Below are 26,638 nucleotides of genomic sequence, written 5' to 3'. Positions count from 1 at the left end.
TTTGTTTATTGTTTCATTGCTCCTGGCCAAATTTGCCAATATGGATTAAAACTATTTTCCTGATTCAATCGGGATTGATCATTAAATGCTCCCGGATGTTCTGCATTACCTGTCCAACCTCCCGGATAAAAAGCGTCTACACCAAAATACAATATGGATGGAACAGCTCCTACAGCGGTTAACCCATAAAGTCCCACTCCTGAATTGAAATAAAATTTACTTTCAGAAATTTCTCCTTTTTGGAGTGCTCTATAATCTAACACAATACCAATTCCAACGCTTACTTTTCCAGCAATTCCTCCCCATTTTGCTAAAGAAGAAGTTGGAAAAGATGCTTTTGTAGGTGCCATGCTTCCAAATTGGCTCAGATTTCTTCCTGTTAATTGATAATTGGCAGTTATGCCTCTTCTGATTCCCTGTCCATACATTCTTTCAGCATTCAAACCTCCTTTTATTACTGATAAAGCAGCTGCTGCTCCAAAAAACCAATTTCCCCTACTTCCCCAGGTATACGTATCCTGGAAACTAGGCATATTCCTCGTGCGCAACCATGCAAGCGGATCTTCCCCTGGTGCATTTGTAATGTTATATACAGGTCCCACGCTGTTGGATCCTCCGCTATAATCGCCATAGCCATAGCCACCCCAAGGATAATAATAAAAGCCGGCAGGCAGATAACCTCCGCCAGGATTATTACCCACTACCACCTCTTCGATAAGGCGTGGATTATTGGCGCCACCCGGAGAATTAGGAGGAATTGAACAATCCGGAGGACAGTTTGCACTTTCTCCAAACAGCCCTGTGGGATCTTTAATAGCTATAGGATTATTAAAAGCATATCCATAAGCATCTAATGACAGAGAACTTAAAGGATCATGCTGTACGAATCTTCCCAGATCAGGCATATAAGAACGAGCATTCATATCATACATTCCTGTTTCCTGCAATTCATTCTCCAGATAGCCATATTTATAATTAGAATTACCTAATCCTATATTATTATATCCTTCATGCTTTAATCCAAAAGGATAATAGTTGTTTTCTTCAATGATCTCTGCTGCTCCACTGGTTCCTTTAAGGTAACTTACCCTTACATTTCCAAGGTGATCTGTATAGTTGTAAATATACTTACTTTTTGTAAAATCATAATATCCTTCACTTGTTGGTACAAATTGAAGCCCTGATGGTGTAATTGGAGTTAAAAAACCTGCATAAGAAGAATATTGAAATCCATCAATATACTCTGTGGTAGTTATTGAGTTTAAAGTACCTGTATATGTTTTAGCAACCTTAGTACCGTCTGCTCTATAAATATATTGAATAGTTCCCTGTTTTTTTGTTCCAGGATTTACACTTATGTTATTAGGAAGATTTAGGAAATTATAATTTATTGTATTTATTCCTTTATCTAAATGATTTTTCATATTCCCACTGTCATCATAAGTAATTGCATTTCCTCCAATGGGATAGCCTGCTCCATTACTAGAGGTATCTTTTACTTTTACAAGCCTGTTGCTGTTATTATCATAGGTATAGCTTAATCCATCAGCATACTCAGCAAATGTACTGTTTTGCGACTTTCTAGATCTGGATAGATACAATATGTTCCCATTGCCATCGTATTCAGCACTTTCGTTGAAGTAATAAACATTTGGATTTGTGGCATTAGGTTCTATGTAAAGTCCGCCTGATAGTCGGTTAACTCCATCATAGCTATAATCATATCTTCTCAATATGCCATCACTTTGAGTGGCCCAGTCGATCTCTGCGATATTTCCGCTATAGATTGCATTATTGCTTTGAGGATTCGTGTATTTAAGTTCATATCCGAAAAGCTTATTATTTAAACTGTTAGGATCATTAATATGAGTTAAAGCCCCACGTGTATTGTACCGGTAAGCCAGTGACTGTATACCATTACCTACATTTTTATTCTGAAGCTGTCCCAACTCATTGTAAATATATTCAGCGAGAGTTTCTTCTGCTCCACCATTTATTTGATGAGTATGTTTTATTAATCTGTCTTGATGATCATAAGTAAAAGACTCACTGATTGTTACTTCCTGACTGTTTGCATCTTTTTTATGATGCGTCAAAATATTTGAAGGTACTCCGGAAAAGGTAAGCGTAGATTCTTTTTTGGTATAGCCATTCAAATGGTTGATCGAATGGTCTGCTATTGCTCTTCCTTTCTCATCATAATATATGTAGTTTTTTGTCCAGCTATTGTTCTCTATATTTTTTACAAAGGAAGCCAAAAGATAAGATTGGGTAACCACTCCTGAACTGTTTGAAGGACTTCCCGGAGGATACGTATCATAATAGTTAACACTTAAAACCGTCATATTACTTTGTGGATAAGTATTCCCGTTAGTGTAATAAATCGTGGAACCTTCTAAATCAGTAAAGCCACTGCTACTCCTCGTTTCACCAGGATTTGTATTGATTGCAGCCTGTTGAGCCTGCCTGTCGCCTGAGCTATTGAGAAGCCCCGTATAAGCAATACGACCCAAAGCATCATATTTTGTAAAGAGCCATTTTCCCTGAGAACGGAGATTAATATCCTGCGACATGACTAATCTATCCATCTGATCATACACCATATATTTCCAGTCTATTCCTGGAGTTTTACTTTCTGTCAAACGATTCCAGCCATCATATCTGTATTGGTAAATTAAGCCTGCGAGAATATCTGGGGTAACACTATTAGCTGCTGCAATCTTCTGGCTTGCTAAGGGAGGTATAACAAAAGCTAATTGATTATATTCGTTATAAACATAATAAGTACTAAGGTAAGAAAAACCTTGCTTTTTACGTGTCAATAAGGTTTGTCCCTGCTCATTTTTAAATTCTGTAACCTCATGTCCATCTTCATCGTTAATAACGGTTTTATATAACGCGCCTTCAGGATAATTTATGAGTTGAGAATTCAAAACAGACGAAATGACTCCGTTATTCAATGTTGAGGTGGTAGTAAATTTGTAGACTTCTGCGTCATTATTAGTATAATAATTATAAATAGACTGCTTATCAGACCAGTCAGTTCCTGGACCCGCATAAGACCGCAAACGATCTAAAGGAGAATTTTCTAAATTCTTTTTGCCATATATCAGTGCATCCACACTGCCGGAAGAGGTTTTATAATATCCTGAAGTGGAAGGTGGAACCTGGATATTACCATTTTGACTGCTCATTGGTACAGGAAGCCAATCTTCAGCCTGTCTTCCGAAATTATCATAAGGAATATGAGTAACCAGATCATTACCTGTGGGAGAAGCATGAATTGTTACATTTTGATTCGGTTTTCCTAATCCGTCAAAAAAAAGGATATTCTGAATCTGTTTCGCTTTAGGATTACTAACACTTGTTGGCTCCAGATAGTTACGAACATAGATGTAATTCTCATTAACTCCTGAAAGATCTGAATTTTGTCCATTATATATTGGAGGAACAGTCTGGGCGTAATGCAAAAGCCCAACCAATATCAGTATACTAGAATATGTTTTTTTCATAGTTTAATCTTTATAGTTTTTATATCTGTATTGATAATCCTCCAGGATATATCCGTTTTTATCTTTAATAAATTGGAGTCTGCCCGCATTGTCATACATATAATATTGTTTCACTCCGGATGGAAGTGTTGTGCTTCTCACTCCAACTAGCGGGTCATGTGTATAAGTAGTAATCTGATATTGTGATAAAGCAGGATTATTTCTGAAAGTATTTAGTGCTGAGAGCAATGCATCTTCTGATGCCTGAGTTCCTGTACTATTATCCACGTCTGAAGCAGCAATGATAGCTTGTGCCAAATTCTGAACCTGATTATAAGTGGCTCCTTCAATTTTAGCGATTAAAGAAGATTGGTTATATCCATATATCATGGCAGTTGGTACTCCTGAAACATTGGAAAACTGTAGAAGGTTGTCCTTGTTGTCATACAAATTCATATTTACACTTTCTTTTGTGCTCTCATCTACGATATTGGTAGTAAGAATAGAAGTGGGTAACAAAGAACCATTATTAAATAATACTTTTGATCTTGAGAGCAGTTTTCCATTTTCCTTTTCTTCGGTAATTACTGGAATTCCTTTCATATTTGCATTTTCCAAATGAGAATAACCCGGTAAATTAATAGGATATGCAATGAATTTTTCTTTTATATTTCCGTTAACAATAGATTTTAAATAACCAGGCTTGAGATTCATGGCATTGATACTAACCTCTGATTCTTTAGTTATACTTTTATTAAAAGGATCAAATACCTTCTCTGTTTGGTTTGTTTTCAGAATGTAAGCGATCTTACTGGAAATATGTTCTGAAATAAATACTGAATATTCCGGTGTAATTTTGAAATCATACTGGCTGTCCTGATATTGATCGAAGAAATATTTATATTCTTTTTGAGAAAGCAATGCACTCTCTTCATTATATATTTCTTCTTTGGACAGTAACCCCCATCTTGTAATATTATAATTGGGCCAGAAATAGTAATAATTGACATATAACTGTGAAGTCAGGTATTTCGGATAATCATTAGGAGTAACAAATGTTTTTTGTATATATCCTTTACCTGCTTCCCATATCTTAACATTTTTATAAAGAATATAAGCAACATTTTTCTGGTCAGAATACTCATCCAGTTCACCAAAATATTTATATCCTGATGAAGATGTGGTGCCAAAGAAATTATAATTATAATTAATCGTTCTTTCAGGAGTAGTATCAATACTATTTTTGTAATAGTTGATGTTTTTAATTCTTTTCGCCAGATTTGCAACGGGAGAAATATGATTAGGATACACATGATCTTCATAATTATACTCCACAACTCCTCCGGCAGGTAATGTTACCTTCTTTAAAATGCCTTCCTGCTGCCCAGACTGTGCGCTATTTTCATAATCAAAAACGGTTTGTTCTATTTTCAGATCAATTTTATCATTTTTTCTTATAAAATTGAGTATACGTTTTCTTTTCATCTGATCATTGGAAGGAAAAGAGGAAATATATGTGTTAATTAAAAAGGAATATAAGACTTCTCCTGCAGGATTTTTAAGACTTACTTTATTCAGTCGCAGAGGGTCATTTACGGTATTTACCAAACCATCATCATAAGCAAAATCAAAGTTAACTTCTCCTTTTGAAGTCTTTATTGATTTTATCTTGCAATATTTTTTGATTTCTAGGTTCGGCAAAGTCTTACTTTGTAACTGATAATCAAGGTTTGCGATTTCAACATTGGATGGGCTCACAATTTTGGTAAGATAATAGGAAGATGTTATTCCACTAGTGATTGGATAATCATATGCGTAACATCTAAATTGGTAAGTATCAATTTTAGTAAAGTTATACTTATAACCATTATCAGTGATAATGGTAAAGTCGATAGGAGTAAATAATCCCGGGATCGCATTAGAATTATTAACTTCTATTTTAATGTTGTTAGTAGGTGTTAGATTGACCACTTTATAAACACCGGCTGTCTTTTTGATGGCAAGTTTTCCAGATAAGTCAAGCACATTATAATAATAAGTATCTTCCTGGGAAACAGAAGGATAATTCACCCTATCACATTCTCCTACATTTCCCCGCTCTTCCCTGTAAATAACACTTGTTCCGAATAATGACCATCCCTGGCCTACATCACTAACATTGAATGTATTTTCAGAATTTCTGACGTTATATCTTAAACTGATAGGATAATCTACACTATGATCCGGCATAGGAACATTTAAAATAGGAATACTAATACTAGGAAGTCCCGTAGCTTCATTAACAGGAGCATCTATATAACTGGATAACGAGGCAATGGATTTTTCTAATGCCATACCACTCTGTGCATATCCTTGCCTTAATCCCAATAGTAAAAAGAACAGCAGGATAAAAAAGTTTTTATATATCTTTTTCATTATATTTATTGTTTAATGAGTTTAGCAGATGTCGTTTTACCTTCATTTGTTTTTACAGAAACTAGATAAGCGCCCTTTATAAGTGATTGGGTATTAAGCTTGGTCACTCTGTTCTTAGTTTTTATACTTTGAAGCTGTCTTCCGGACATATCATACAGAAGAATATCAGCATCCTTAAAGTCAAAGCCAATTTCCACGTAAGCGTAATCTGAGACTGGGTTTGGATAGATTTTGATGTCGTATTTTTCAATTAACTGATCAACCTGTTTGTCTCCAAGCTTTACAATCTTCCAGTTCTCTTTTCCTAATTCTTCCGCGCTGGTTCCGGCTAAGACAATAGAGCCGTCTCTGTTGAGTTTTAAATCAGAAAGCCTTTCTTCTTTTTGTCTGGATTCTCCTTTGACGTGCTTTCTCCATTTTTCATTTCCATTTTGATCAAGATAGAGCATCCAGAACGTTTCATCATCCGTTTGAATTCTTCCTTCAGCCTGAGTATAACCTCCCAGCAGAATGCCTTTAGACTTCTCGCTTCCATCTTCCATCTTCCCGCTTACAACGCTCATTCCCATTAAAATGTCTCTGTTTTTGAAATTGTAAGATTTTTGCCATTGTTCATCTCCTCTTTCGTTTAAAGAAATCAGCCAAAGGTCTGTGCCTTCTTCAATGCCTACAGTTTTGTTCCCTGATCTTTCCGATCTTGATTCGCCACCAATGATAAATCCATTTGAAGTTAACGCCAGAGTTCTGATATGATCATCTCCTTTACCACCAAAATTCTTTTCCCATTCTACTTTTCCGTTTTTATCAAGTTTAACGATCCAATAGTCGCCTTCACCGAAATTGCTGCTGCCTTTGGGCACCTGGCTAATGGCTGTTGAGATTGCAGATCGTTGGTTGTTGGCTTGAGTGCTTCCAGATCCCGAAACACGAACCTCGGAGCTTCTGGAATATATTCCCAGCAGGACACCGCCGTCTCCTGTTGGAATCATTTTCTTAACTTCATCCAGACCTTTTCCGCCTACAATTAATTGGGAGAGTTCTTTTCCGTCCTTATCAAGTCTGGTAATTAGAACATCTTTGGAACCGTAACCTTTTGCAGCATTCTGGACATTACCCGCAACAAAGAACCCTAAATCTGTAGTCTGAATGACAGCTCTTGCTTCTTCATCTGAAGAACTTCCCAATGTTTTCTGCCACAATTCATCCCCAAATTCATTGATTCTGATCAGCCATATGTCTGATCCACCTTTCGAATCCTCTTTTTTATCCAGTCCTTTTCCTGAATAAGAAGTTCCGGCTAAAAGGAATCCACCATCCTGCGTAGTCACTGTTGCTGATAAATAATCATGATTTTGTCCATAGAAGTATTTTTCCCAGACTTCTTCTCCCTGCTGGTTCAATTTGACCAGATGGAAATCGTAACCGTTGTTCTGCTTACTTCCAGCCTCCGTCTTCCCGCTTCCTGCCTTGATAGAACTCCCGGTGATCAGATATTGTTGGTCAATGGTTATCGTGATTTGGCTTAGAAAATCCTGGCTACTGGATTTAATATTCTTTTCCCAGACTATATTTTGTGCTGAGAGACTCAAGCCTATGCATAAGGTAAATGCACTCATGTAGAGGTTTTTCATGTTATATATAGTTTTATTGATCTTGAATGTAAGATGGTCCGAATTTAAAACTATTTAGTAGCTGTAATTTTCACATTAATTAGATTTAATATTAATTTTTATTAACCACTTCCCATTTATTTCTCTTCATTTAAACATATCACATAATTGGGATATAATATATTCTGATATTTTAGTACATTATTGGAGAGAGTATGCCTACCGCTTTTTTAAGCTGGAAGGCCAAATAACATCATCAAATACATGGATAAAATTTGAAAGACAACTGAGAATACCAGTCACTTATCTTGAAAACGATGTAGATTTCAAAGAAAAATTCAGTTTGAAAGATAAAAATGGTGCCGTTAAGGAAATATTTTAATTTACGCTTTGCAAATATCAAAGGTATGCACCATCTCAGGAATTTGGCGTTGCATAATTGTGCTCTAACAAAGTGAGCAAATCCTTTAGACAAATCCTATTAACTAAATATAAATTAAATGTAATTCATAAAATCTTTATAAAAAGGCAGACGCCAATCGAAGTAAAATAAAATCAAACGATTCCAACTTCTATTGGTTCAAATATTTAAAACTATATTGCAAAAACCTTACAACTACCATAAAGTTAATGCCAGATTTGGGATAACTAATTCTTGTTTAATTTGGCTCAAACGCCAAATCATCGATAAAAGTATTTAAAGATGAACTCGCTGAGGCCCATACAACCTAACCGCATCCTTTTTAAAACCCAGGGTGCCATTTTTATTTACAACAAATTAATTAATGCTTTATTAAAAAAAGAATTCGGGAAAAACATACTTTTTTTAAATATCTTTTTTCCCGAATATAACTTAGAATATGATGATAATTTATAAGGATATTATTTTACTATACCTTTTGCTTTTTCAGATTCTTTCAAATGATGCTCTAAAGTAGGAATTGTCTTCTCTGCAAATGACTTCAATGCAGAGTTAGACCCTTCTGAAGCTTCTTTTTTAAATTCTTTTATATCTTCCTTATGATCATTCACCATAAAATCTGTGTACATTTTATCGAACTCTGCCCCTTTTTTTAACTTCAGCTCATCATATTTTTTTTGCTTTTCAGCATCTAAATTTGTGGGCAGTGTAAGTCCTATTTCTGAAGCCCATTTCATAAGTTCTTTATTAGCATTCGTATGATCAGTAACCATCATTATTCCTAATGCTTTTACAGCGGCATTTCCGCCATTATCGATAGCAAGTTTACCCATCATCACTTCCATAATACCTCCTCTCGCTGCATTTTCTGCAAATTTCCGATCTTGATCATTAACTAATTTTTGGACATCTTTTGTATTGGACACTGTTATAGAATCAGTAACTGTCATTTGAGAGTCTGCAGGCACTGCTACTACCGTAGTGTCTGTAGATTGGCGCTCTATTATTTTTTCCTTTTTTGTGCAGGCCATGACGGCAAAAACTGACAAAAGGGTTAACATTAAATTTTTCATATAATTACATTTTAAGTGATTTTTGAATCCCTGTGAATCTAATCAAGTGGTTTCTTTCCGGTAATAATATTATAAAGAACCACAATAATTGCGATTACCAATAGAACATGTACTAAATATCCTGTACTAATCCCCGGTATGATTCCTAAAATCCCTAAAAGCCATACCACAATACAGATAACTGCTACTAACCATAATAAACTTCTCATAACAAAAAAATTAAAGTTATACAATAAAAATAGTCTCATTGCCCATCTCTTGGGACCTCATCTACCCAAAGGTATCTCTTTAAAAATGTTTTATTTATGACTCAGGTCATAAACAGAATTCTATTCTTTAATTAGCTTTACACAACCATCATCCATATTTATTTCCAGCATTATTTATCCCCTTTTAGAGGGGTTTTTAGTATCACACAGAATACAATCATTTACTATTGCTCTGCCAATTATTTTTTGGGTCGAAGGATCAGCCTTATTGAAGGATTATTTGTAATAAATAATCTTAACCAATCCAGCGCTAAACGGAGCTTATTTCGAAAACCTACCAAAGGAATAATATGAATAAACAACCAGGTCAGCCAAGCTGTAACTCCCTTAAATGAAAATCCTGGAAGATCTACTACTGCATTGAATTTTGAAATGATGGCCATTGTTCCTTTATCTTTATATATAAATGGAGATAAGATTTTCTCATCTTCAATTCTTTTAAAATTCTTTCCTAAATTTTTACCTTGTTGAATAGCAACCTGTGCTAATTGAGGATGGCCTTTGGGGTATTTTTCTTCCGTTGTCTGCAAGCATATGTCTCCCAAAGCATAAATATGATCTGTTTCTTTAACTCTATTATATTCATCTACTAAAATCCTTCTCCCTTTTCCTATACTTTCCTGGGGTAACCCTTTTACTTCCCGGCCAATGACTCCGGATGTCCATATTAATGTTTCTGTTTCAATAGATTTTCCATCTGCCAGCATGACTTTTGAATCTATATAATCTTTCACTGCAACATTTAAAATAATTTTAACCCCAAGCTTATTTAATTTATCATAAGCTGCTTCCTGAGCCATCTTACTCATGGGAGAAAGTAAAGAAGGAAGTGCATCGATAAGGTAAATATGAGAAAAACTCCGATTAATTTCTGGATATTCTTTCTCTGCTATATATTGTCCCATTTCAGCAATCATTCCCGCTAGTTCTACTCCTGTGGGACCACCTCCTGCGATCACGATATTCTGTAACTTCGGGGAGTCTTTCACGTTCTTATTTCTTGCTGCTTCTTCCATGGTCAAAAGCATATAATTTCTTACATAAATTGCTTCATCAATAGTTTTCATAGGCAGGGCACATTTCTGCACATTTTCCATTCCAAAGAAGTTAGATTCTGTTCCCATCGCTAAAACGAGTTCATCATATTGAAGCTCTCCATTCTCCGTTTCTATCCTTTTGGTTTCAGGAATCACCCTCACTAAACTCCCCATGTAAAACCGTACATTTTTATAGTTTGAAAATAACTTTCTGAACGGATAACTAATATTAGACGCTTCAATAAAAGAAGTGGCAACCTGGTAGATAAGCGGCGGAAAAAAATGGTAATTGTTCTTATCTACCAATGTTATTATAAACCTGTTATCATTTACCAAAGATTTTATAAGATTAATCCCCGCGAATCCTCCACCTACAATGACAATATGTTTTTTCATACCTGATTGATGTTAAAGTTAAAATACTCTCACCTTCTAAACCTTGAATTATCTCTATATATTTCCTAATCCATTTATAGCCTTTAAAAGATCTATTCCTTTTCCTAAAATTGATTTGAAGAGATCTCCCTTTTCCTGTAAACGTTCTGCCATGTTGTGGATTGTAAAATCGGTTGGGTGAAGGCCTTTTTTAACTTCTTTCCATTCTAATGGTGCGGAAACAGGGGCTCCGGGCTTTGGACGTACACTGTATACACTTGCCAAGGTCTGCGCTCGTCTGTTCTGTAAATAATCCAGATAAATTTTATTTTTATCTCTTTTTTGAAGGCTTCTTTCCAGTGTCGTAAGCTCTGGAAGCTCCTGATGAACCAGTTGCATAAGCACATGTCCAAAATCTTTCACCTGATCATAGGTATATTTCGCTCCCATTGGAATATATACATGTATACCAGAACTTCCTGAGGTTTTCGGATAGCCGGTAATACCTGCCTTATCCAGAACTTCTTTAACAGCCAATGCAGTTTCTATCACCTCTTCAAATGTATTTTTTTCAGAAGGATCAAGGTCAAGTACCAAATAATCCGGAAAATCGACCTTTGGTACACAGCTTGTCCAGACATTCAGTTCAATACAGCCTAGATTATTCAGATAGGCCAACGTTTCTTTATCATTACAAATGATATAATTGATGTATTTGTAATTACTTTCAGAAAATATTTTTTGCAGATTCACCCAGTCCGGCGTATGCTCATCCGCATCTTTCTGATAGAAGCTTAGCCCTTCGATCCCATTTGGAAAACGGTTGAGTGATTGGGGACGGTTTTTCAGATGGGGCAAAATAAATCTGGAAACACTCTGATAATAGTCTATAATGTTACCTTTTGTAATTCCGTCATCAGGAAAATATATTTTATTCTGATTGGTAAGGGTAACCTGCTGTTTTCCGATTTTCTTGACTTTATCTGTTGTTTTTTTTGTCGTTGCTTTAGTTTTCATTTCAGGCTGTTTTTGAGGTGAATCCATACCAAATTTTACATCTCTATTATCAATATCTTCTCTTAGTCTTAAAAAAACCGGATGCCGATAGATATGATCTTTCGTAAGTTCTGTATATTTTATCTCAGCTACTAATTCAGGTTGAAGCCATGTTGCTTTGGAATTGGTTTTAGGGGTAATTTTAAATGCCGATTGCTTCACCACGAGAGGTTGTAATTTCTGGTAAATCTCTTTAAGACTTCGCTCTGTAAATCCTGTTCCTGTATGTCCGCAAAATATGAGTTCCCCATTGAGATATTTTCCTAAAATAAGTGATCCGAAGTATTTTCTTGAGCCTTTTGGAGCAGTAAAACCACAGATCAGTGCTTCGTCACTTTTATGGATCTTTATTTTCAGCCATTCGGAGCTTCTGATGTTTTCTTTGTATTCACTGTCAGCTTTTTTAGCAATAATTCCTTCCAGTCCCATATTTTCGGCGGCCTGAAAGAAATCCCTTCCGTTTTGAAGAACATGGTCGTGATACTTGATGACATCATCCTCAATCAGAGCATCTTTAAGCAGTTCTTTTCGCTGCAGATAAGAAAGGTTTTCTGTGGAATGTCCGTTCAGCCATAGCAAATCGAATACCTGATAGATGAGAACCAGGTCTGTATTTTGTTCCGCTATTCTCTGCAGCCATTGGAAATTAGGTTTTCCTTTATCATCATATGCAACGATTTCACCATCCAGAACCATTTCGTGACTTTGAATTTTGAGTGCATCTGCAACTTTTTTAAATGATTTTGAAAAATCCAGTCCGTTTCTGGAATACAGCCGGATTTCACCCTTTCTGGTATCGGCAATCGCTCTATATCCATCCCATTTTATTTCAAAAGCCCAATCTTTGTCGTCAAACGGTTTTTCGTTTGTTTTACAAAGCATGGGCTTTATAAAATCGGGAAGTTTTCTCTCTCCTGAAAGTGCCGGCGTATAATTTTTGTAATGTTTTAAGCTTTCGGCGGTGTCATTTTTTTTTTACTGCTTTTCTCCTGGAGATAAGCTGTGACTTTAGAATTTTTTGAAGTATGTTCTTCAGCATCATAATCTTCTGCAACAGCATAGCGGTCTTTATGTTTGATAAGAAGCCATGCGTTTTCCTCTGTTGAATTTTTAATTTTCACCAAAGCAAACTCGCCTTTCAATTTTTTACCATGCAAAATAAACTTAAGGGATTGCTTATGCAGTTCTGAACGCATTATCAGATCATCGCTTTTTCCGTCTATTTTTTCTAAAGGTTCATAGCTTCCCTCATCCCAGATTTCAACTTCACCGGCACCATAATTTCCTTTGGGAATACTTCCTTCGAATGTGCGATATTCATAAGGATGATCTTCCACCATCATTGCCAGTCTTTTATCTGAAGGATTAAGAGAAGGTCCTTTTGGAACGGCCCAGCTTTTAAGAACTCCATCCATTTCCAGTCGAAAATCATAATGCAAACGTGTTGCTGCATGACGCTGAATCACAAATCTCAGTTTTGCTTTACTTTCTTTTTCTTTGCCTTCCGGTTCGGAAGTTATCTTAAAATCTCTCTTTTTATGATATTCTTCTAATGGCATCATACAAAAATTTAAAGTTGAACGAAAAATTATTATCTGATTAAACGCTTATCCTGCTTTTCTTTTTCCGGATTCCAGACTGGCTTTCAACATTGCCATAAGGTCAGTTGCTTTTCCCGCAGGCTGTTTTGTTTCTTTAACTTTCTTTATTTTACCTTTTGCTTTCTGTTTTATAATTTTCAGAAGGTCTTCATTGTATGTATCCCTGTACTTCGAAGGGTCGAAAGTCTCTGCTAAAGATTTAATTAATGTTTCCGCCATTTTAAGTTCTTCAGCTTTCGGTGCTTTTCCTGATGGAATTTTCAGGTCTTCATACATTCTCATTTCTTCCGGATACCGCATTCGGTTTACCATGAGAATTTCATCCTGATAAGGACGAATCATGCAAAGAATTTCTCGTTCTCTTAAAATAAGGGAACCTATTCCTGCCATTTTTGTTTTCATTAAGGCTTTCAGCAATAATTTATAGGCAGCTTCTCCATTTTTTTGAGGTTCTAAAAAATAAGGGGTTTCAAAAAGAGCGGGATCCACTTCTTCTTCTTTTACAAACTGTAAAATACTGAGAATTTTTGATTTTTCAGGACTTACCGCCTGAAAATCCTCATCTTCCAATACAATGTATTTATCTTCTATTTTATACCCTTTTACTATATTTTCCCAGGCTACTTCTTTGTGGGTATTTTCATTTACCCTTTTGTATTTGATATTGCTGAGATCTTTTTTATCCAGCATATCCAGATCTAATGTACTCGATTCACTGGCCGAGTACAGCTTGATCGGTATATTTACCAATCCAAAACCTATTGCTCCATTCCAGATCGCTCTCATATTTTTTGTTTTTAGCTGTTAGAGTACAAAACCTTTTCCAAATTGATGTAAATAATATTTATTGGGATATTTTTATAAGTAATTTAACATCCTTATTTTCAAATAATTAAAAATCCAGCAAACCATTCACAAGTGTTTTCCATTCAATTTTTGAAACCCCAATCATTCCACCGGCTGCAATCAACAGGTTTCTGGCTTTGTCCAAAAACTGGGCATCCATATTAGGTGTTTCATTTCTCCCGTATATTCCTGCCTGAATAAAGTCTCTTCCTTTAAATATTCCAAAAGTAGAGGTTGCCTGATCAGAATAAAAATGTACTATATGTTCAGATGTTTTCTCCTGAGGGCTTTTCGAAGGCCTGCAAGTCATCATTACAAAATCAAGACAAATACCATGGGTCTGCTCTTCAAACAGATCTACAATTTCAACCCAGTCGAAACCCCTGGCTTCTACGGTTCCCGGCCCCGGAATATCTATCCTGATATAATCCCCGATTAAAGGGTATCTATTGATCATTTCACCATCCGGGTCGAAAAGTTTAAAATCTGCAAACCCCTCACCACAGTAGCTTTTCCAATTATTGATTAACATGAGTCTTTCTCTCAGTGTGTTAAAAACCTGATCAACACGCTCAGGGGCAACATACTTTTTCTTAGATTCTGTGTCGTGGTAACTTCCTTTCTTCTGAATGGGAACACCGAACATTTCTTTAGGTTTCATAGGTATCATTTTTAATTTTCGTCATAAGGCGTATCAACCGGTTTAGATTCCGGAGAACCTTTTTCCCTGAGCCATATCGATAAAATCACTATGGATGCCACAGCTAAAAATTCACTCTGCCAGTTCTGAAAAGATTCAAACCAGAACCTTGATTCTGAAATATACTGTAATGCTGTTACAGCCGGCTTGCTTTTTATCATCTGTTCATCGTTAAAAGCTGTAAAACTGCCATAGAAATGGAAAACAAAGCTTGCCAGAAACAGGATTGCAAAAGCAAGTGATAAGGAATGTTTATAGAGTTTCAGCCAAATTCCTCCTTTCTTCACAGGCCATGGTGCTCTGGAATGTGCCACAGGCTCTTCGTCAACCTTTTCTTTATCTGTCATAGATTTTGACTCACTGGAACCTTTTTGCCTGAGAGAAACCGTTAATAAAATATACAGCATCATCTGAAGAAATTCACTTTCCCAGTTTTCAAAAGTAGCCTGTATAAAATGTCCGCTATGAATGTATTCACTGATTTTTAAAACTGATTGCCCGTTTTCCATCAATTCTTTGTTTTCAGTTTTCAAGCCTGTAAAAAACTGCCCTGTAAGAAAAATGATCATCAGAGTGAGCAAGACAATACTTAAGCTGTTGCGATAAAAGAAACTTGGGCGTAACATATTTTCGGGTTTAAAATTGACAGTTAAATACTTACGAATCGCGTTTTTGATAAGGAAATACTTTCTCCAGATTCTTTATGGTAGGTCCGGTAAGGATTTTTCCGTTGACATTGAATCGGGAGCCATGACATGGGCAGTCCCAGCTTAGTTCCGCACTATTCCACCGAACTTCACATCCTGCATGTGGACATGTACTCCGAAGCAAATGTAAAGTCCCGTCAATTTCTTTGTAAAGAGCATAGGATCCTGAATCGTAGCGGATTACTTTTGCTTCACCTTCTCCAACTTCTGAAAAGGATTCAATTGTATCTTTGAAAACTTTGTCTTTCACAAAATCAAAGGCCACAGTTGCTGCTTCCTTCACAAAATCTGAAAATCCTGCAACGGGTTTGATTCTTGAAGGATTAAATAAGTCTCCATATTTACTTTTCCCGGTAATGATCAGATCATGTATTATTTGCGATGAAAGTGTCCCGAAGATCATTCCGTTTCCTCTGAAGCCTGTAGCCACAAAAATTCTTTCTTTAGCTCCCGGTAGTTTTCCAATATAAGGAAGACCGTCCACAGGTTCATAATATTGACTGGACCAGCTGTAAAATACGGTTTCAACGTCAAAGTATTTCCTTACATAATTTTCAAGTCTTGAAAAACATTCTCCGGTATCTTCCGCATGTCCTGTTTTGTGATCTTCACCTCCTGCAATCAATAAATTTTCGCCATCAATATTCTGAATACGGTAATAATGATAAGGTTCACAGAGATCATAACCTAACTCCCAAGGATATTTATCATTTTTCAAGGTAAATGCCATAACATAGCTTCTGTAAGGTGCATTGGTAAAGTGCAAAAGATTGACTCCGGGAGGAATGTGAGTGGCATAAACAAGATTTTGTGCTTTTATTTCTCCTTTTGAAGTTTTTAAAATAACATGATCTTCCTGTTCATCATGACCTTCACAAAGACAATTTTCCTGAATGAAACCACCCAGTCTGATAAAAGCATCACAAAGTCCTTTGATATATTTTATGGGATGAAAATGTCCTTGTCCGGGAATAAGTACTGCTTCTCTGAAGGGAATCGGAAAAGGAATTTCATTGACATAACTCATTTCATGACCAACGTTTTCAGCTCCTTCAACGATACTTTTCAATCGCTCTTCCTGATTTTCATCCAATGCAAAGAGGTAGGCTGATTTTCTTGTAAAATCACAACTAATCTTGTATCTGTCAATATGATCTTCAATTATTTCAATAGCCTCTCTTCCGGATTCTGCATAGAGTTTAGCATTATCCAAACCAAAATTACTGATAGCCTGTGTAAAGGGAGTATCAAAGAAATCATTTAAATGAGCAGTTGTTCCACCAGTTGTTCCAAAACCAATGTTGGCAGCTTCCAGAATAATACATTTTTTTCCGGATTCCTGAAGTTTCAGCGCTGTTGAAACTCCTGTAATTCCACCCCCTATTATGGCCACATCAAATAATGAGTCGAGATTAGTTTCTGTAGAAAATTTCCTGACCTCTTCCTGCCATATACTTTTTCTTGCACCGTCTCTGTACATAATAAGAATGTTTTAATTGTTAATTTATCTGATACTCAATGTATCATTTTCAGAAAGACCTGTTCTACCGGCACTAGGCTGGTTGTTCTTTTGGTCCCCTTTTTTGTTTTCCTCTTCATCAATATTAAATCTGCACGAAGCAAAAGCAAATAAGCTGAGTACTCCTAAAATAAATGCTGTTGTTTTCATATTTTAAATATTTTGATGGGTTACCTTTTAACCATTTATAATTAATCCACCATTGGGATGAAGTACCTGTCCTGTTATTTGTGAGGCATCTGAACCTGCCAAAAACAGAAAGCTGGAGACTATTTCTTCCGGAGTTGCATTTCTTTCCAGAGGAGGTATGTTAGGGTTTTCTTCTTTTTCATCAAATGTTTCTTCAGTAAGTGGTGTAGCCACAGGCCCCGGAGCAACGGCATTAATACGGATTCCTTTTGGCTTAGCCTGTAATGCCAATGAACGGGTGAATGAAACAATAGCTCCTTTTGTGGCAGAATAATCAAGGAGTTCAGGATGACCCTGATATGCAGAAACCGATGTGGTATTGATCACGCAATTTCCTTCTTTCAGATAAGGAAATACGACTTTTGTTAATAGAATCATTCCCACAATATTAGAATCAAAGGTCTGTCTGATGTTTTTTTCTTCAAGCTGTTCAATACTAGCTGAAGGAAACTGAACCCCAGCATTATTAATGAGAATATCAATTTTTCCAAAGCCTGAAATAACTTCTTTTACCGTTTTTTCACAAAAATCATAATCATTGATATCTCCTTGAAAGATGATACATTTTCTATTCAGATGTTCAATTTCTCTTTTTGTTTTTTCAGCATCCTTATCACTTGAATGATAAATAATGGCAATATCTGCTCCTTCCAATGCAAAAAGAAGTGCTACAGCTTTACCGATTCCGCTGTCGGCCCCGGTAATCAAAACAGATCTGGTATCTAATTTTCCCATTTCAAACTCTTTTTATTCTTTTTCTGTGTGTAGATTTCGGTATTTATGTCATTCTAGGAGCAGTCCATACTAAATTGATTGTTTCGTTCACAAATTTTATTTTAAGATTAAAAGCCTGTTTAACTCACTTTTAAAACATCCCAGAATGAATTCCGTATAGTATAGCTGAGCATTTAGGGCCTGCGTTTTAGGATGCAGTTCCAGTTTTTTAGTCAGAATAATCTCACCTTTATAGGAAAATGAGAAATAAGCGAAAATTTTATAATCGGAATTCCTGCTGGGTGTACAATAGCCCGTTGTGGCAATAGCCCAGTCAGATTCATACAGTTTTGCTACATTCAATGCCATTGTTTCTGCAATATTTCCAGAAACACAGTCGCATTCTTCTGCTTCCCTCCTGTTGACCTTTAACAGTCTCACTTTTTCAGGTAAGGAATAGGCTGTCATTCCTCCTTTATAGAACATTGATGCATTGGGCATCTGTGAAAAAGCCAGCTGCAAACATCCTGACGTAACACTTTCTGCAATGGAAATGCTCTCACCGATGGTCATAAGTGACTGACTTATATATTCAAGAAGATTCTGTTGAAAATCCATAATAGTATATTTTTAATGAGGTTAAAAAAAGAAAGCTTAAAAAAGCTGCTGAATGAATAGATTACAGCATTGCTTTCATATTAAAATACTTAAAGTGATTGTGTGTGGTATGAAGGATGTGTATGATTTAAGCGTTTCTTTCCATTTCAAGGTCCCAAACTCTATGTTTGGCTATGGCGGTAATGAATTTATCTGTCTGCTCCCCATCTTCCCATGTTATAATTCCCGGATCGTCATGCTGTTTCGCTGATACATTGGAATTATTATAAAGAACCTGAGTATCTGTCCCGAAATAAATGGCTTTACAATGTTTATAGGCTTCATTAATAAAATGTAATACTAAGTGTCTGTTTTCCGGGATTAATAATTCTTTAACAGCGTCTTCTCCCCCTGCAATGTATAAAGCATCAAAGCAAACACTTGCCGTACTTGTCAGCGAATGTTTCGGAAGTAAAGTTGAGCCATCATTGGTTAGCACCGGTGCTAAACTCGGAGCAATAAGTTCCACCCTTGCTCCTTTTTCTTCTAGTTTTACTTTCAAATCATTAGTCGCTCCTGCCTCTACACCTCCAGCAATGATAAACCCAATCTTTCTGCTTTGAATCGTATTTTTAACCGTATTCTGCATACTCAGAGCTTCGGAAATTTTTATTTTAGGTTCTCTTTCCTCACTCTGAAGCTCAATAATATTGCTGTCTGCCAGCAGGCTCTGATTAGGCCATTCCAGTTTTTTAACTTCCACGCCTACTTTCTCTGCTACTCTCCATGCAAGGAACATATCAACGTAACCCAATTGCCCTACCATTCTTTCTCTGATTTCGGGACGTGTGACTTTAGACAATTCAAAAATCAGAGCATTCTGCAAGTGTAATTTTTCTGGGGTTGACTGGCTGTTATAAAATAGTTTAGCCTGTGAATAATGATCTACAAAACTTTTACTTCTTTCCCTCACTTTCTCTCCAGAAATTCTTTCCTGCTGGGAAGTAAATCCACCTTCGGACATCATGGCCTGGAAAGGGCAGCCTCCGCCGATAGAATTAGGCTCATAACTGCTTTTTCCTTTGACAATCTGCTGCCTCATGTGACCATCTCGCTGGTTGTTATGAATGGTATTGATGGATCTGTTGATGGGTATTTCATGAAAATTGGGAGATCCTAGTCTCGAAAGCTGAGTATCTGTATATGAAAACAATCTTCCCTGCAGCAGTGGATCATTGGTAAAATCAATTCCCGGAATAATATGTCCCGGATGAAAAGCAACCTGTTCTGTTTCTGTAAAGAAATTATCCGGATTTCTGTTAAGCGTTAAAGTTCCAACGATTTCTACAGGAACTTCTTCTTCAGGAATCAATTTGGTAGGATCAAGAAGGTCAAAATCAAATTGATGTTCATCTTCTTCAGGGATCAGCTGTACTCCGAAATCCCATTCAGGATAATCACCATTTTCGATGGCTTCCCATAGGTCTCTTTTATGAAAATCAGAATCTACTCCTGAAAGAATCTGGGCTTCATTCCAGGCTACGGAGTGCACTCCCAATCTGGGTTTAAAATGAAATTTCACAAAATGAACTTTTCCTTCTTCATTGATGAATTTAAAAGAGTGTACACCAAAACCTTCCATCATTCTGAGGCTTCTAGGAATAGCTCTGTCACTCATTACCCACATAATCATGTGCATACTTTCGGGCATGAGTGAAATAAAATCCCAAAATGTATCGTGGGCGGAAGCAGCCTGTGGAATTTCATTATCAGGTTCGGGTTTTACAGCGTGTATCAGATCAGGAAATTTGATGGCATCCTGAATAAAAAATACAGGCATGTTATTGGCTACAAGATCATAGTTTCCTTCTTCAGTATAAAATTTTACTGCGAAACCTCTTACATCTCTTGCCAGGTCCGTACTTCCTTTACTTCCCGCAACGGTTGAAAATCTCACGAAAACCGGAGTTTCTTTTCCAAGTTCTGTTAAAAATCTGGCTTTGGTGTAGCCTGCAAGACTTTTGTTAAGTTTAAAAACACCATGAGCTCCGGAACCTCTTGCATGAACTACTCTTTCAGGAATTCTTTCATGATCAAAATGGGTAATCTTTTCTCTCAGAATAAAGTCTTCCAGCAATGAAGGTCCACGCTCTCCTGCTTTTAAAGAATCCTGATTGTTATTAATTTTTAATCCCTGATTAGTGGTGAGCTTTTCATTTTCATTGGAAGTAGTGTGTACATCCAGCTGCTCTGCTTTTTGATTAGGTTCATTGGTTTTCATATTCATAATCTTTTTGTGGTTGGTGTATTGTTAAAGCAGTTAATAAAGCAATACTGCGGAACTAATCTGCTTTGCTCTCCAGAATTTTTAGAAGCCTGTTGATATACTCCTCTTCTTTCAAAACTTTATAATAAGCTGTTTTAGCATACAAAGTAAAGGCTGGAGATTCAAATCTTATTTCAGCATCCATATCTGTAGTTTCTGTTGTATTTTTAGAATGAAACTCACGGATATTAAGTATATATTCTTCCAGATAAGTATCTATTACTCCTTTCAGAACTTCACAGGTAGCATTGTTTTTAATCTTTTCCAATGATTTGATCAGAAAAGCTGTAACTCCGTAAGAGTTGATGATAGGCGGAAATAGAGACTGATTCTCTATTGCATTATTTTTATCATTTAAACCGGAATGTTGCAAAGTGTCGTTTTCAAATGTCATATTCAAAAAATGGTATTAGTTATGGGAAGCTCTCAGATATTGTTCAAAATAATGAAGGTCATTTTTATCTTTTATGGATAAATAAAACATGATCTGTTCCGGTTCTTTTAATCCAATACTGCCGAAACAGTCGAAATGAGCAATTAACGCCTGTATATTTTCGATATCAATATCTTTCAGAATAATAAATAAAAGGAAGATATTCTCTCTGATCTCTTTGGCATAAATTGCAGCTCCATCTTCGAAACACTTTCCCGTATGGGCTACTTTTACAAAATTTTTGTGTTTCAGTGTTCTTATAATCTTCTGACAGTCCATATATTTTGATTTCATGATTAAAATAAGCCACGTAGAAAAGACTACATGGCTCATTATATAGTTTAGTCTTCTTGTTCTGCATCAAAATTGATGGATGTCTCCGCAATATCCGTAAGATGAGAATCTGTATCTTCTTCTTCCTGAAGGGTTCTTTCAAGAAGATCCGCCGCCTTGTCATGTCCCATGGTAATGGCTAGCTGAGCCAACCCGCCGTACGTGGCAATTTCGTAATGTTCTACTTTTTGTGCGGCAATAATTAATGCTACGTCTCTTGTTGCAGAACCATCTTCTGTGGCTTTGATCACTTCTTCACTTTCTTCGATGATTCCTTTAATCGCCTTGCATTCCTTCTTTTCAGGCTTTTCGTCAACGAGTTGGAAGACTTTTTCCAGACGCTTAACGTGTTTTTGGGTCTGAAGATGATGATCTTCAAAAGCATCCTTCAGTTCTTCTGTTGTAGCGGCTTCCTGCATCTTTTCCAATGCTTCAAGAATGGCATTTTCCGCATAGTAAATGTCTTTCAGGGCACTCACGAAGAATTTGTGGAGCGGGGCATTCTTCATCTCATCTTTGTTGATGGTTGGCTTATCTCCCGTTCCTTTCTTCGCAGGAACAGTACTGTCCGTTTCTAATATTTTATTGGGCATGGTGTGAATGGTGTTTATATTGAAAAAGATTACCCCTTTATATATGTTTAAAGAGGTAATCCAGGAAAAAGAATTATGAATTACGTCTGCCTCCGAATCCTGAACGGCCTGAGCTTCTTCCACCCCCGTGGGATGCCTGTCCGCCCATTCTTGCGATTCTTGTACGTTCTGCTTTACTCATTGAAGCAAATCCTCTTTTTGATGTGCTTGAGCCGGAACTACTGTTTCCTTCTGATCTTCCTGAGTTGGAATTTGAACTACGACTGGAACTATTACTACTGCCTGATCTTGAATTAGAATTTCTTCCATTTCCTGATCTTCCTGAACCAGAATAGGAATTTGAATTACCGGAAGAACGGCCTCTATTATCTGATCCTGATCCCGAACCGGAATTAGAACGTCCTCGGGAATTACCTCCTCCGCCAGAAGTAAATCTTCCTTGGCTGTCTCTTTGTTGGTTTCCGCTATTTCCTCTGCCACGGCGTCTATTATCGTCGTAATCGTCATCCTCGTCATCATCATAATCATCGTCGTCATAATCATTGTCATAGCTATTATGATAATTGTCATCGTCATCATCATCTTCGTCAAAATAATCTTCATATTCTGCAAAATCATCATCATAATCTTCATCTCTTGATGCATCGTTATATCCATGGTCATACCCTAATTGATATACTTCTTCAAGATTACTGGATGAGCGTCCTCTTGAACTTCGATTTTTTGAATTTCTAGTGTTCATAACTGAATTTTTATAATTAATATTTAGTGATGGCTATTGCTGGCCGTGACTAGTATTAGACAGCAATCAGTTGAGTTTTTTTTGATATTGAAAACCGAAGCATTGCTTCGTAAAATGATCCCTCAAACAGGGTTTAGAATAATTTGTAATTCAAATGTACAGCTTAATAGTTCACTTATTTATGACTCCAGTCATATTGAATGATTATTAGTATAGAATTTTTCTGTTTTCTATTTTAATTTTACCTTCCTGTTCCATTTTTTTCAAGGCTCTGATCACCGTCTCTACGCGGAGACCTACCAAATTGGCAATCTGTTGTCTGGTAAGTTCTACAGGGAAGCAATGCTCACAGTCATCATCATGAAAACTTCTGAGATAATCTAATAGGCCTTTTAATCTTACGGAAGGGTTTAGTGAAGCCATATTCTGAATCATCACCAGCTTATAATATAACCGCTGGGACAAACAATGATTCATTTCCATTGAAATATGCGGATACTTTTCCAGCATTTTCATAAAGTTATTTTTTGGAAGTCTTATTATTTCTGTTGGAGATAAGCAGATCGCATTCATAGGATATTGCTTATCCAAAAAAAGAAGGGAATCGCCAAAACTCTGCTTTTTCCCAAGAATATTGTGAATAAACTCTTTGCCTTCTTCATTATAAGTATTAAGCTTCATTTTTCCTTCCACAATCTGAAAGTAATATAAAACCTGATCTCTTTCTCTAAAGACCATTTCTCCTTTTTTAAAGGTTTTCAACTCTGCGCCCAATGAATACAAAAGCGACTCGTCTACGTTCATACAACTTGTTGTCTTCATGGTTTCTAGTTTAAAATAAGGTTTTTTGGCTATGAAAAAGTATTAATACATGATTTTACGATCTTTTATCCTCAGCATCATTGCTCTTTCCATTCCTTTGATGGTTCGTATTGTAGTTTCTACGCAAAGCCCTGTAAGACCCGCCATTTGTTGTCTTGTAAGGGGAACTTTAAAGGAATATTGTTTCTGATCTATTGCAAAGCTTTTCAGATAATCCATAAGTGCCATAAGTTTCAGCATAGGGCTTTGGGAGGAAAGATTCTGAGTCATAATCAGTTTAAAATAAAGCCTTTGAGACAGACATTTATTCATTTCGTAAGAAATTTCAGCATCTTCTCTCAATAAATTGACAAATGCCTTTCGCGGAAGTTTTACGATTTCACATTCAGTGATCGCAACCGCATTCATAGGATACGGCTTTTCCATAAACAATAAAGATTCTCCGATACTCTGACCATCTTCTATGATAATCTGTATGGTTTCTTTTCCCTCTTCATTATAATTATTCAGTTTTGCTTCTCCTTTTATAATCTGGTAATAAAATGCAGGCCAGGCTCCTTCTGAAAAAATCGTTTCTCCAGCTGAATACATATAAGTACTGGCTCCCATTGCATACAACAGATTTTCTTTAATAACCATAATTATTTTTTTTAATGTTTTCTGACGTTTAATAAAAAATATTACCGGAAACTTATAGATATGAGTACAAATATTAAACCTTCATGCTGTTAATTAAAGTTAAATCATTAAAAAAGGAAAAACATAAAAAGTATATTGTTGTCAGCTTATCATTAATACAGTTTATCAAAACACTAAAATCAACAAGTTATATAACTTAATATAATTCAACAAATTAGATCAAGTTATAAAACGTAAATAAAATAAAGGTTAGGATGTAAGACTTAGCAGCATACTTAAAAGTAAGGCTGAAACAATACTGATTTCATAATAATAAATTTTGCGGTGTGATTTACAAATTTAATTCATTATTTTCCATTTATCTTATGATCCTGATCATAAAAACAGCATTAAAAATAACGATATTAAAATCTAAAAAACCATAATCCTGAAAAGCTAATAGAATATTTTGCCCAATTCTATTTTTACCATTTTTTGCTTTTTCATTTTTTTTACCACCCGTATTACAGTCTCGATTCTTAGCCCGGTTAATGAAGCCAATTGTTGTCTTGTAAACGGAATCTGATAAGAAAAAGGTTCTTCATATTGATGATAGGTTTTCAAACAATCCATCACCTGTCTCACCCGATACAAGGGATTGCTTACCGAAAGATTATTAAGCATAATATATCTATAATACATTCTCTCCGCGGTATATTTATACAATTCCCATAAAGACTTGGGACATTTTTTTAAAAAATCTAGAAATTTCAGTTTGGGAAATCTCAGGATGCCTGAATCTTCCAAAGCAATAGCATTGATGGGATATGGAACTTCTGAAAATAAAAACGTTTCTCCAAAACAATGCCCCTTGAAGGGAACACTATGAATAAATTCTCTGCCATCTTCATGGTAATTATTCAGTTTTACGCTTCCATGTATTATTTGATAAAAATAATTAGGCTGTCCACCTTCTCTGAATATTACCTCATTTGCTTTATAAGTCTGCATTTCTGCTCCTAATGAAAGCAAAAGTTCTTCATTAAATATCATTTTTTGAAGGCTAAAAGTTTTATTATTAATTATATAAAACGAAAACATTAGAATTGCATTCTGGATAGTTATGCAAACGTTGACTAATTCAACAATAACGTTTCTTTATTGAGCTTCAAAAATAGATAAAGACAATATCAAAATTTATGATTACAATCATAAGTTATATTCCCAAGCTTTTATCTTAAAAGAAAGAGTATACTTACTATTTTACCTGAAAACTTTGCTTTAACAATTTAGCCGTTTACAATTTCTCCACCATTAGGATGCAGAACCTGACCACTGATAAAACGTGAATCATCGCAGGCCAAAAACAAAAAACAAGGTGCAATTTCGTTGGGCATTCCTGCTCGTTTCATGGGTGAATCACTTCCGAACTCAGAATTTTTTTTAGGTTTAAATGAGGAAGCAATTAATGGGGTCCAAACCGGTCCGGGTGCCACAGCATTTACCCTGATTCCTTTTTCAATAAGGTTTGCAGATAAACTTCGGGTGAAAGAAATGATTGCTCCTTTGGTTGCGGAATAATCGATCAGTTTAGGACTTCCTCTGTAAGCAGTAACCGAAGAAGTGTTAATGATGCTTGCTCCTTTTTTAAGATAAGGCATTGCATATTTTGTAATCCAGAAATAGGAGAAAAAATTATTTTGAAAAGTCGTTAGCAATTGTTCTGTGGTAATTTTTTCAATAGATTCCGCTTCCCAATGAAGCCCTGCATTATTGACTATGATATCAATTTTCTTATGGATTTTAATACCAGTTTGAATTACTTTTTTGCAATGGTTTTCTTTTCCTAAATCACCTTTAATCAAAGTACATGTTCTGGAGAATGCTTCAACTTCTTTTTGGGTCTGCTTGGCATCTTTTGTTTCACTTAGATAAGCAATAATGATATCAGCTCCTTCTTTTGCAAATAACAAAGCTACCGCCTTTCCTATCCCACTGTCTCCTCCAGTAATTAATGCTACCTTATTTTTTAATTTTCCTTCTTTCGGATATTTCAATGGCGCTGTCTCCGGAATAGACTGCCCCCAAAAAGTTAGACACTTTTTAGGGGCATTTTTTATGTATAAAAAAGAAAAATTTAGCATTGATTTT

General features: G+C 35.9%; 24 protein-coding genes. All 24 read right to left on the bottom strand.

Features of this window, described 5'->3' with window-relative positions; translation table 11 throughout:
• Nucleotides 1-5: 5 nt before the first annotated feature.
• Nucleotides 6-3,512: a DUF6443 domain-containing protein gene (locus tag SCA31_RS11820; protein WP_410697195.1), complete on the bottom strand. Its 3,507-nt coding sequence runs from the start codon at nt 3,510-3,512 to the stop codon at nt 6-8.
• Nucleotides 3,513-3,515: 3 nt separating this feature from the next.
• Entirely contained in the window at nt 3,516-5,906 is a 2,391-nt protein-coding gene (locus SCA31_RS11815) for a hypothetical protein (RefSeq protein ID WP_410697194.1), read from the bottom strand.
• A gap of 5 nt (nt 5,907-5,911) precedes the next feature.
• Nucleotides 5,912-7,537, bottom strand: a complete 1,626-nt coding sequence (locus SCA31_RS11810) for a T9SS type A sorting domain-containing protein (protein WP_410697193.1) — start codon at nt 7,535-7,537, stop codon at nt 5,912-5,914.
• Between the two features lie 861 nt (nt 7,538-8,398).
• The gene (locus tag SCA31_RS11805; protein WP_410697191.1) at nt 8,399-9,010 is read right to left on the bottom strand and encodes a DUF4142 domain-containing protein; all 612 of its coding nucleotides are present in this window, start codon (nt 9,008-9,010) and stop codon (nt 8,399-8,401) included.
• A gap of 38 nt (nt 9,011-9,048) precedes the next feature.
• Entirely contained in the window at nt 9,049-9,219 is a 171-nt protein-coding gene (locus SCA31_RS11800) for a lmo0937 family membrane protein (protein WP_129056831.1), read from the bottom strand.
• A gap of 239 nt (nt 9,220-9,458) precedes the next feature.
• On the bottom strand, nt 9,459-10,712 hold the full coding sequence (locus SCA31_RS11795; RefSeq protein ID WP_276876978.1) for an NAD(P)/FAD-dependent oxidoreductase: 1,254 nt from the start codon (nt 10,710-10,712) through the stop codon (nt 9,459-9,461).
• 54 nt (nt 10,713-10,766) lie between these two features.
• Nucleotides 10,767-12,629 (bottom strand): DNA ligase D, encoded by a 1,863-nt coding sequence (gene ligD, locus SCA31_RS11790; protein WP_410697190.1) that lies wholly within the window; start codon nt 12,627-12,629, stop codon nt 10,767-10,769.
• 65 nt (nt 12,630-12,694) lie between these two features.
• Entirely contained in the window at nt 12,695-13,309 is a 615-nt protein-coding gene (locus tag SCA31_RS11785; protein ID WP_410697189.1) for a DNA polymerase ligase N-terminal domain-containing protein, read from the bottom strand.
• 45 nt (nt 13,310-13,354) lie between these two features.
• The gene (locus tag SCA31_RS11780) at nt 13,355-14,134 is read right to left on the bottom strand and encodes a Ku protein (RefSeq protein ID WP_410697188.1); all 780 of its coding nucleotides are present in this window, start codon (nt 14,132-14,134) and stop codon (nt 13,355-13,357) included.
• 106 nt (nt 14,135-14,240) lie between these two features.
• Entirely contained in the window at nt 14,241-14,855 is a 615-nt protein-coding gene (locus SCA31_RS11775; protein ID WP_276875605.1) for a hypothetical protein, read from the bottom strand.
• Nucleotides 14,856-14,866: 11 nt separating this feature from the next.
• Entirely contained in the window at nt 14,867-15,520 is a 654-nt protein-coding gene (locus SCA31_RS11770; protein ID WP_410697187.1) for a DUF6766 family protein, read from the bottom strand.
• 31 nt (nt 15,521-15,551) lie between these two features.
• On the bottom strand, nt 15,552-17,081 hold the full coding sequence (locus tag SCA31_RS11765) for an FAD-dependent oxidoreductase (RefSeq protein ID WP_410697186.1): 1,530 nt from the start codon (nt 17,079-17,081) through the stop codon (nt 15,552-15,554).
• A 24-nt stretch (nt 17,082-17,105) separates the two neighbouring features.
• Entirely contained in the window at nt 17,106-17,270 is a 165-nt protein-coding gene (locus SCA31_RS11760; protein WP_410697185.1) for a hypothetical protein, read from the bottom strand.
• Nucleotides 17,271-17,297: 27 nt separating this feature from the next.
• The gene (locus tag SCA31_RS11755; RefSeq protein WP_410697184.1) at nt 17,298-18,044 is read right to left on the bottom strand and encodes an SDR family oxidoreductase; all 747 of its coding nucleotides are present in this window, start codon (nt 18,042-18,044) and stop codon (nt 17,298-17,300) included.
• Between the two features lie 96 nt (nt 18,045-18,140).
• Nucleotides 18,141-18,641 carry a CinA family protein gene (locus tag SCA31_RS11750; protein WP_276875612.1) on the bottom strand — a complete coding sequence of 167 codons (501 nt, stop codon included), beginning with the start codon at nt 18,639-18,641 and terminating at the stop codon, nt 18,141-18,143.
• 127 nt (nt 18,642-18,768) lie between these two features.
• A complete protein-coding gene (locus SCA31_RS11745; RefSeq protein WP_410697183.1) occupies nt 18,769-20,907 on the bottom strand; it encodes a catalase in 2,139 nt (712 codons plus the stop codon).
• Nucleotides 20,908-20,962: 55 nt separating this feature from the next.
• On the bottom strand, nt 20,963-21,340 hold the full coding sequence (locus SCA31_RS11740) for a hypothetical protein (protein WP_276875616.1): 378 nt from the start codon (nt 21,338-21,340) through the stop codon (nt 20,963-20,965).
• 15 nt (nt 21,341-21,355) lie between these two features.
• Nucleotides 21,356-21,658: a hypothetical protein gene (locus SCA31_RS11735; protein ID WP_276875617.1), complete on the bottom strand. Its 303-nt coding sequence runs from the start codon at nt 21,656-21,658 to the stop codon at nt 21,356-21,358.
• 62 nt (nt 21,659-21,720) lie between these two features.
• The gene (locus SCA31_RS11730) at nt 21,721-22,305 is read right to left on the bottom strand and encodes a ferritin-like domain-containing protein (RefSeq protein ID WP_410697182.1); all 585 of its coding nucleotides are present in this window, start codon (nt 22,303-22,305) and stop codon (nt 21,721-21,723) included.
• Between the two features lie 73 nt (nt 22,306-22,378).
• On the bottom strand, nt 22,379-23,047 hold the full coding sequence (locus SCA31_RS11725; RefSeq protein ID WP_410697181.1) for a stress-induced protein: 669 nt from the start codon (nt 23,045-23,047) through the stop codon (nt 22,379-22,381).
• A 207-nt stretch (nt 23,048-23,254) separates the two neighbouring features.
• A complete protein-coding gene (locus SCA31_RS11720; protein WP_410697180.1) occupies nt 23,255-23,869 on the bottom strand; it encodes a Crp/Fnr family transcriptional regulator in 615 nt (204 codons plus the stop codon).
• A 42-nt stretch (nt 23,870-23,911) separates the two neighbouring features.
• Nucleotides 23,912-24,508 (bottom strand): Crp/Fnr family transcriptional regulator, encoded by a 597-nt coding sequence (locus SCA31_RS11715; protein WP_410697178.1) that lies wholly within the window; start codon nt 24,506-24,508, stop codon nt 23,912-23,914.
• Between the two features lie 435 nt (nt 24,509-24,943).
• Nucleotides 24,944-25,540 (bottom strand): Crp/Fnr family transcriptional regulator, encoded by a 597-nt coding sequence (locus SCA31_RS11710; RefSeq protein ID WP_276875630.1) that lies wholly within the window; start codon nt 25,538-25,540, stop codon nt 24,944-24,946.
• 236 nt (nt 25,541-25,776) lie between these two features.
• Nucleotides 25,777-26,638 (bottom strand): SDR family oxidoreductase (locus SCA31_RS11705; protein WP_410697177.1); only part of this gene is annotated, 862 nt, incomplete at its 5' end.

The organism is Chryseobacterium sp. SIMBA_028, assembly GCF_046535285.1.
Lineage (GTDB): Bacteria > Bacteroidota > Bacteroidia > Flavobacteriales > Weeksellaceae > Chryseobacterium.
The sequence above is the reverse complement of the archived record's forward strand: the minus strand, read 5'-3'. Positions and strand labels throughout refer to the sequence as shown.

Bases quoted from the DNA above. Each gene is read 5' to 3' on its own strand.
- SCA31_RS11820 (WP_410697195.1), bottom strand. From the start codon at position 3,512: ATGAAAAAAACATATTCTAGTATACTGATATTGGTTGGGCTTTTGCAT.
- SCA31_RS11815 (WP_410697194.1), bottom strand. From the start codon at position 5,906: ATGAAAAAGATATATAAAAACTTTTTTATCCTGCTGTTCTTTTTACTA.
- SCA31_RS11810 (WP_410697193.1), bottom strand. From the start codon at position 7,537: ATGAAAAACCTCTACATGAGTGCATTTACCTTATGCATAGGCTTGAGT.
- SCA31_RS11805 (WP_410697191.1), bottom strand. From the start codon at position 9,010: ATGAAAAATTTAATGTTAACCCTTTTGTCAGTTTTTGCCGTCATGGCC.
- SCA31_RS11800 (WP_129056831.1), bottom strand. From the start codon at position 9,219: ATGAGAAGTTTATTATGGTTAGTAGCAGTTATCTGTATTGTGGTATGG.
- SCA31_RS11795 (WP_276876978.1), bottom strand. From the start codon at position 10,712: ATGAAAAAACATATTGTCATTGTAGGTGGAGGATTCGCGGGGATTAAT.
- ligD (WP_410697190.1), bottom strand. From the start codon at position 12,629: ATGCTTTGTAAAACAAACGAAAAACCGTTTGACGACAAAGATTGGGCT.
- SCA31_RS11785 (WP_410697189.1), bottom strand. From the start codon at position 13,309: ATGATGCCATTAGAAGAATATCATAAAAAGAGAGATTTTAAGATAACT.
- SCA31_RS11780 (WP_410697188.1), bottom strand. From the start codon at position 14,134: ATGAGAGCGATCTGGAATGGAGCAATAGGTTTTGGATTGGTAAATATA.
- SCA31_RS11775 (WP_276875605.1), bottom strand. From the start codon at position 14,855: ATGAAACCTAAAGAAATGTTCGGTGTTCCCATTCAGAAGAAAGGAAGT.
- SCA31_RS11770 (WP_410697187.1), bottom strand. From the start codon at position 15,520: ATGTTACGCCCAAGTTTCTTTTATCGCAACAGCTTAAGTATTGTCTTG.
- SCA31_RS11765 (WP_410697186.1), bottom strand. From the start codon at position 17,081: ATGTACAGAGACGGTGCAAGAAAAAGTATATGGCAGGAAGAGGTCAGG.
- SCA31_RS11760 (WP_410697185.1), bottom strand. From the start codon at position 17,270: ATGAAAACAACAGCATTTATTTTAGGAGTACTCAGCTTATTTGCTTTT.
- SCA31_RS11755 (WP_410697184.1), bottom strand. From the start codon at position 18,044: ATGGGAAAATTAGATACCAGATCTGTTTTGATTACCGGGGCCGACAGC.
- SCA31_RS11750 (WP_276875612.1), bottom strand. From the start codon at position 18,641: ATGGATTTTCAACAGAATCTTCTTGAATATATAAGTCAGTCACTTATG.
- SCA31_RS11745 (WP_410697183.1), bottom strand. From the start codon at position 20,907: ATGAATATGAAAACCAATGAACCTAATCAAAAAGCAGAGCAGCTGGAT.
- SCA31_RS11740 (WP_276875616.1), bottom strand. From the start codon at position 21,340: ATGACATTTGAAAACGACACTTTGCAACATTCCGGTTTAAATGATAAA.
- SCA31_RS11735 (WP_276875617.1), bottom strand. From the start codon at position 21,658: ATGGACTGTCAGAAGATTATAAGAACACTGAAACACAAAAATTTTGTA.
- SCA31_RS11730 (WP_410697182.1), bottom strand. From the start codon at position 22,305: ATGCCCAATAAAATATTAGAAACGGACAGTACTGTTCCTGCGAAGAAA.
- SCA31_RS11725 (WP_410697181.1), bottom strand. From the start codon at position 23,047: ATGAACACTAGAAATTCAAAAAATCGAAGTTCAAGAGGACGCTCATCC.
- SCA31_RS11720 (WP_410697180.1), bottom strand. From the start codon at position 23,869: ATGAAGACAACAAGTTGTATGAACGTAGACGAGTCGCTTTTGTATTCA.
- SCA31_RS11715 (WP_410697178.1), bottom strand. From the start codon at position 24,508: ATGGTTATTAAAGAAAATCTGTTGTATGCAATGGGAGCCAGTACTTAT.
- SCA31_RS11710 (WP_276875630.1), bottom strand. From the start codon at position 25,540: ATGATATTTAATGAAGAACTTTTGCTTTCATTAGGAGCAGAAATGCAG.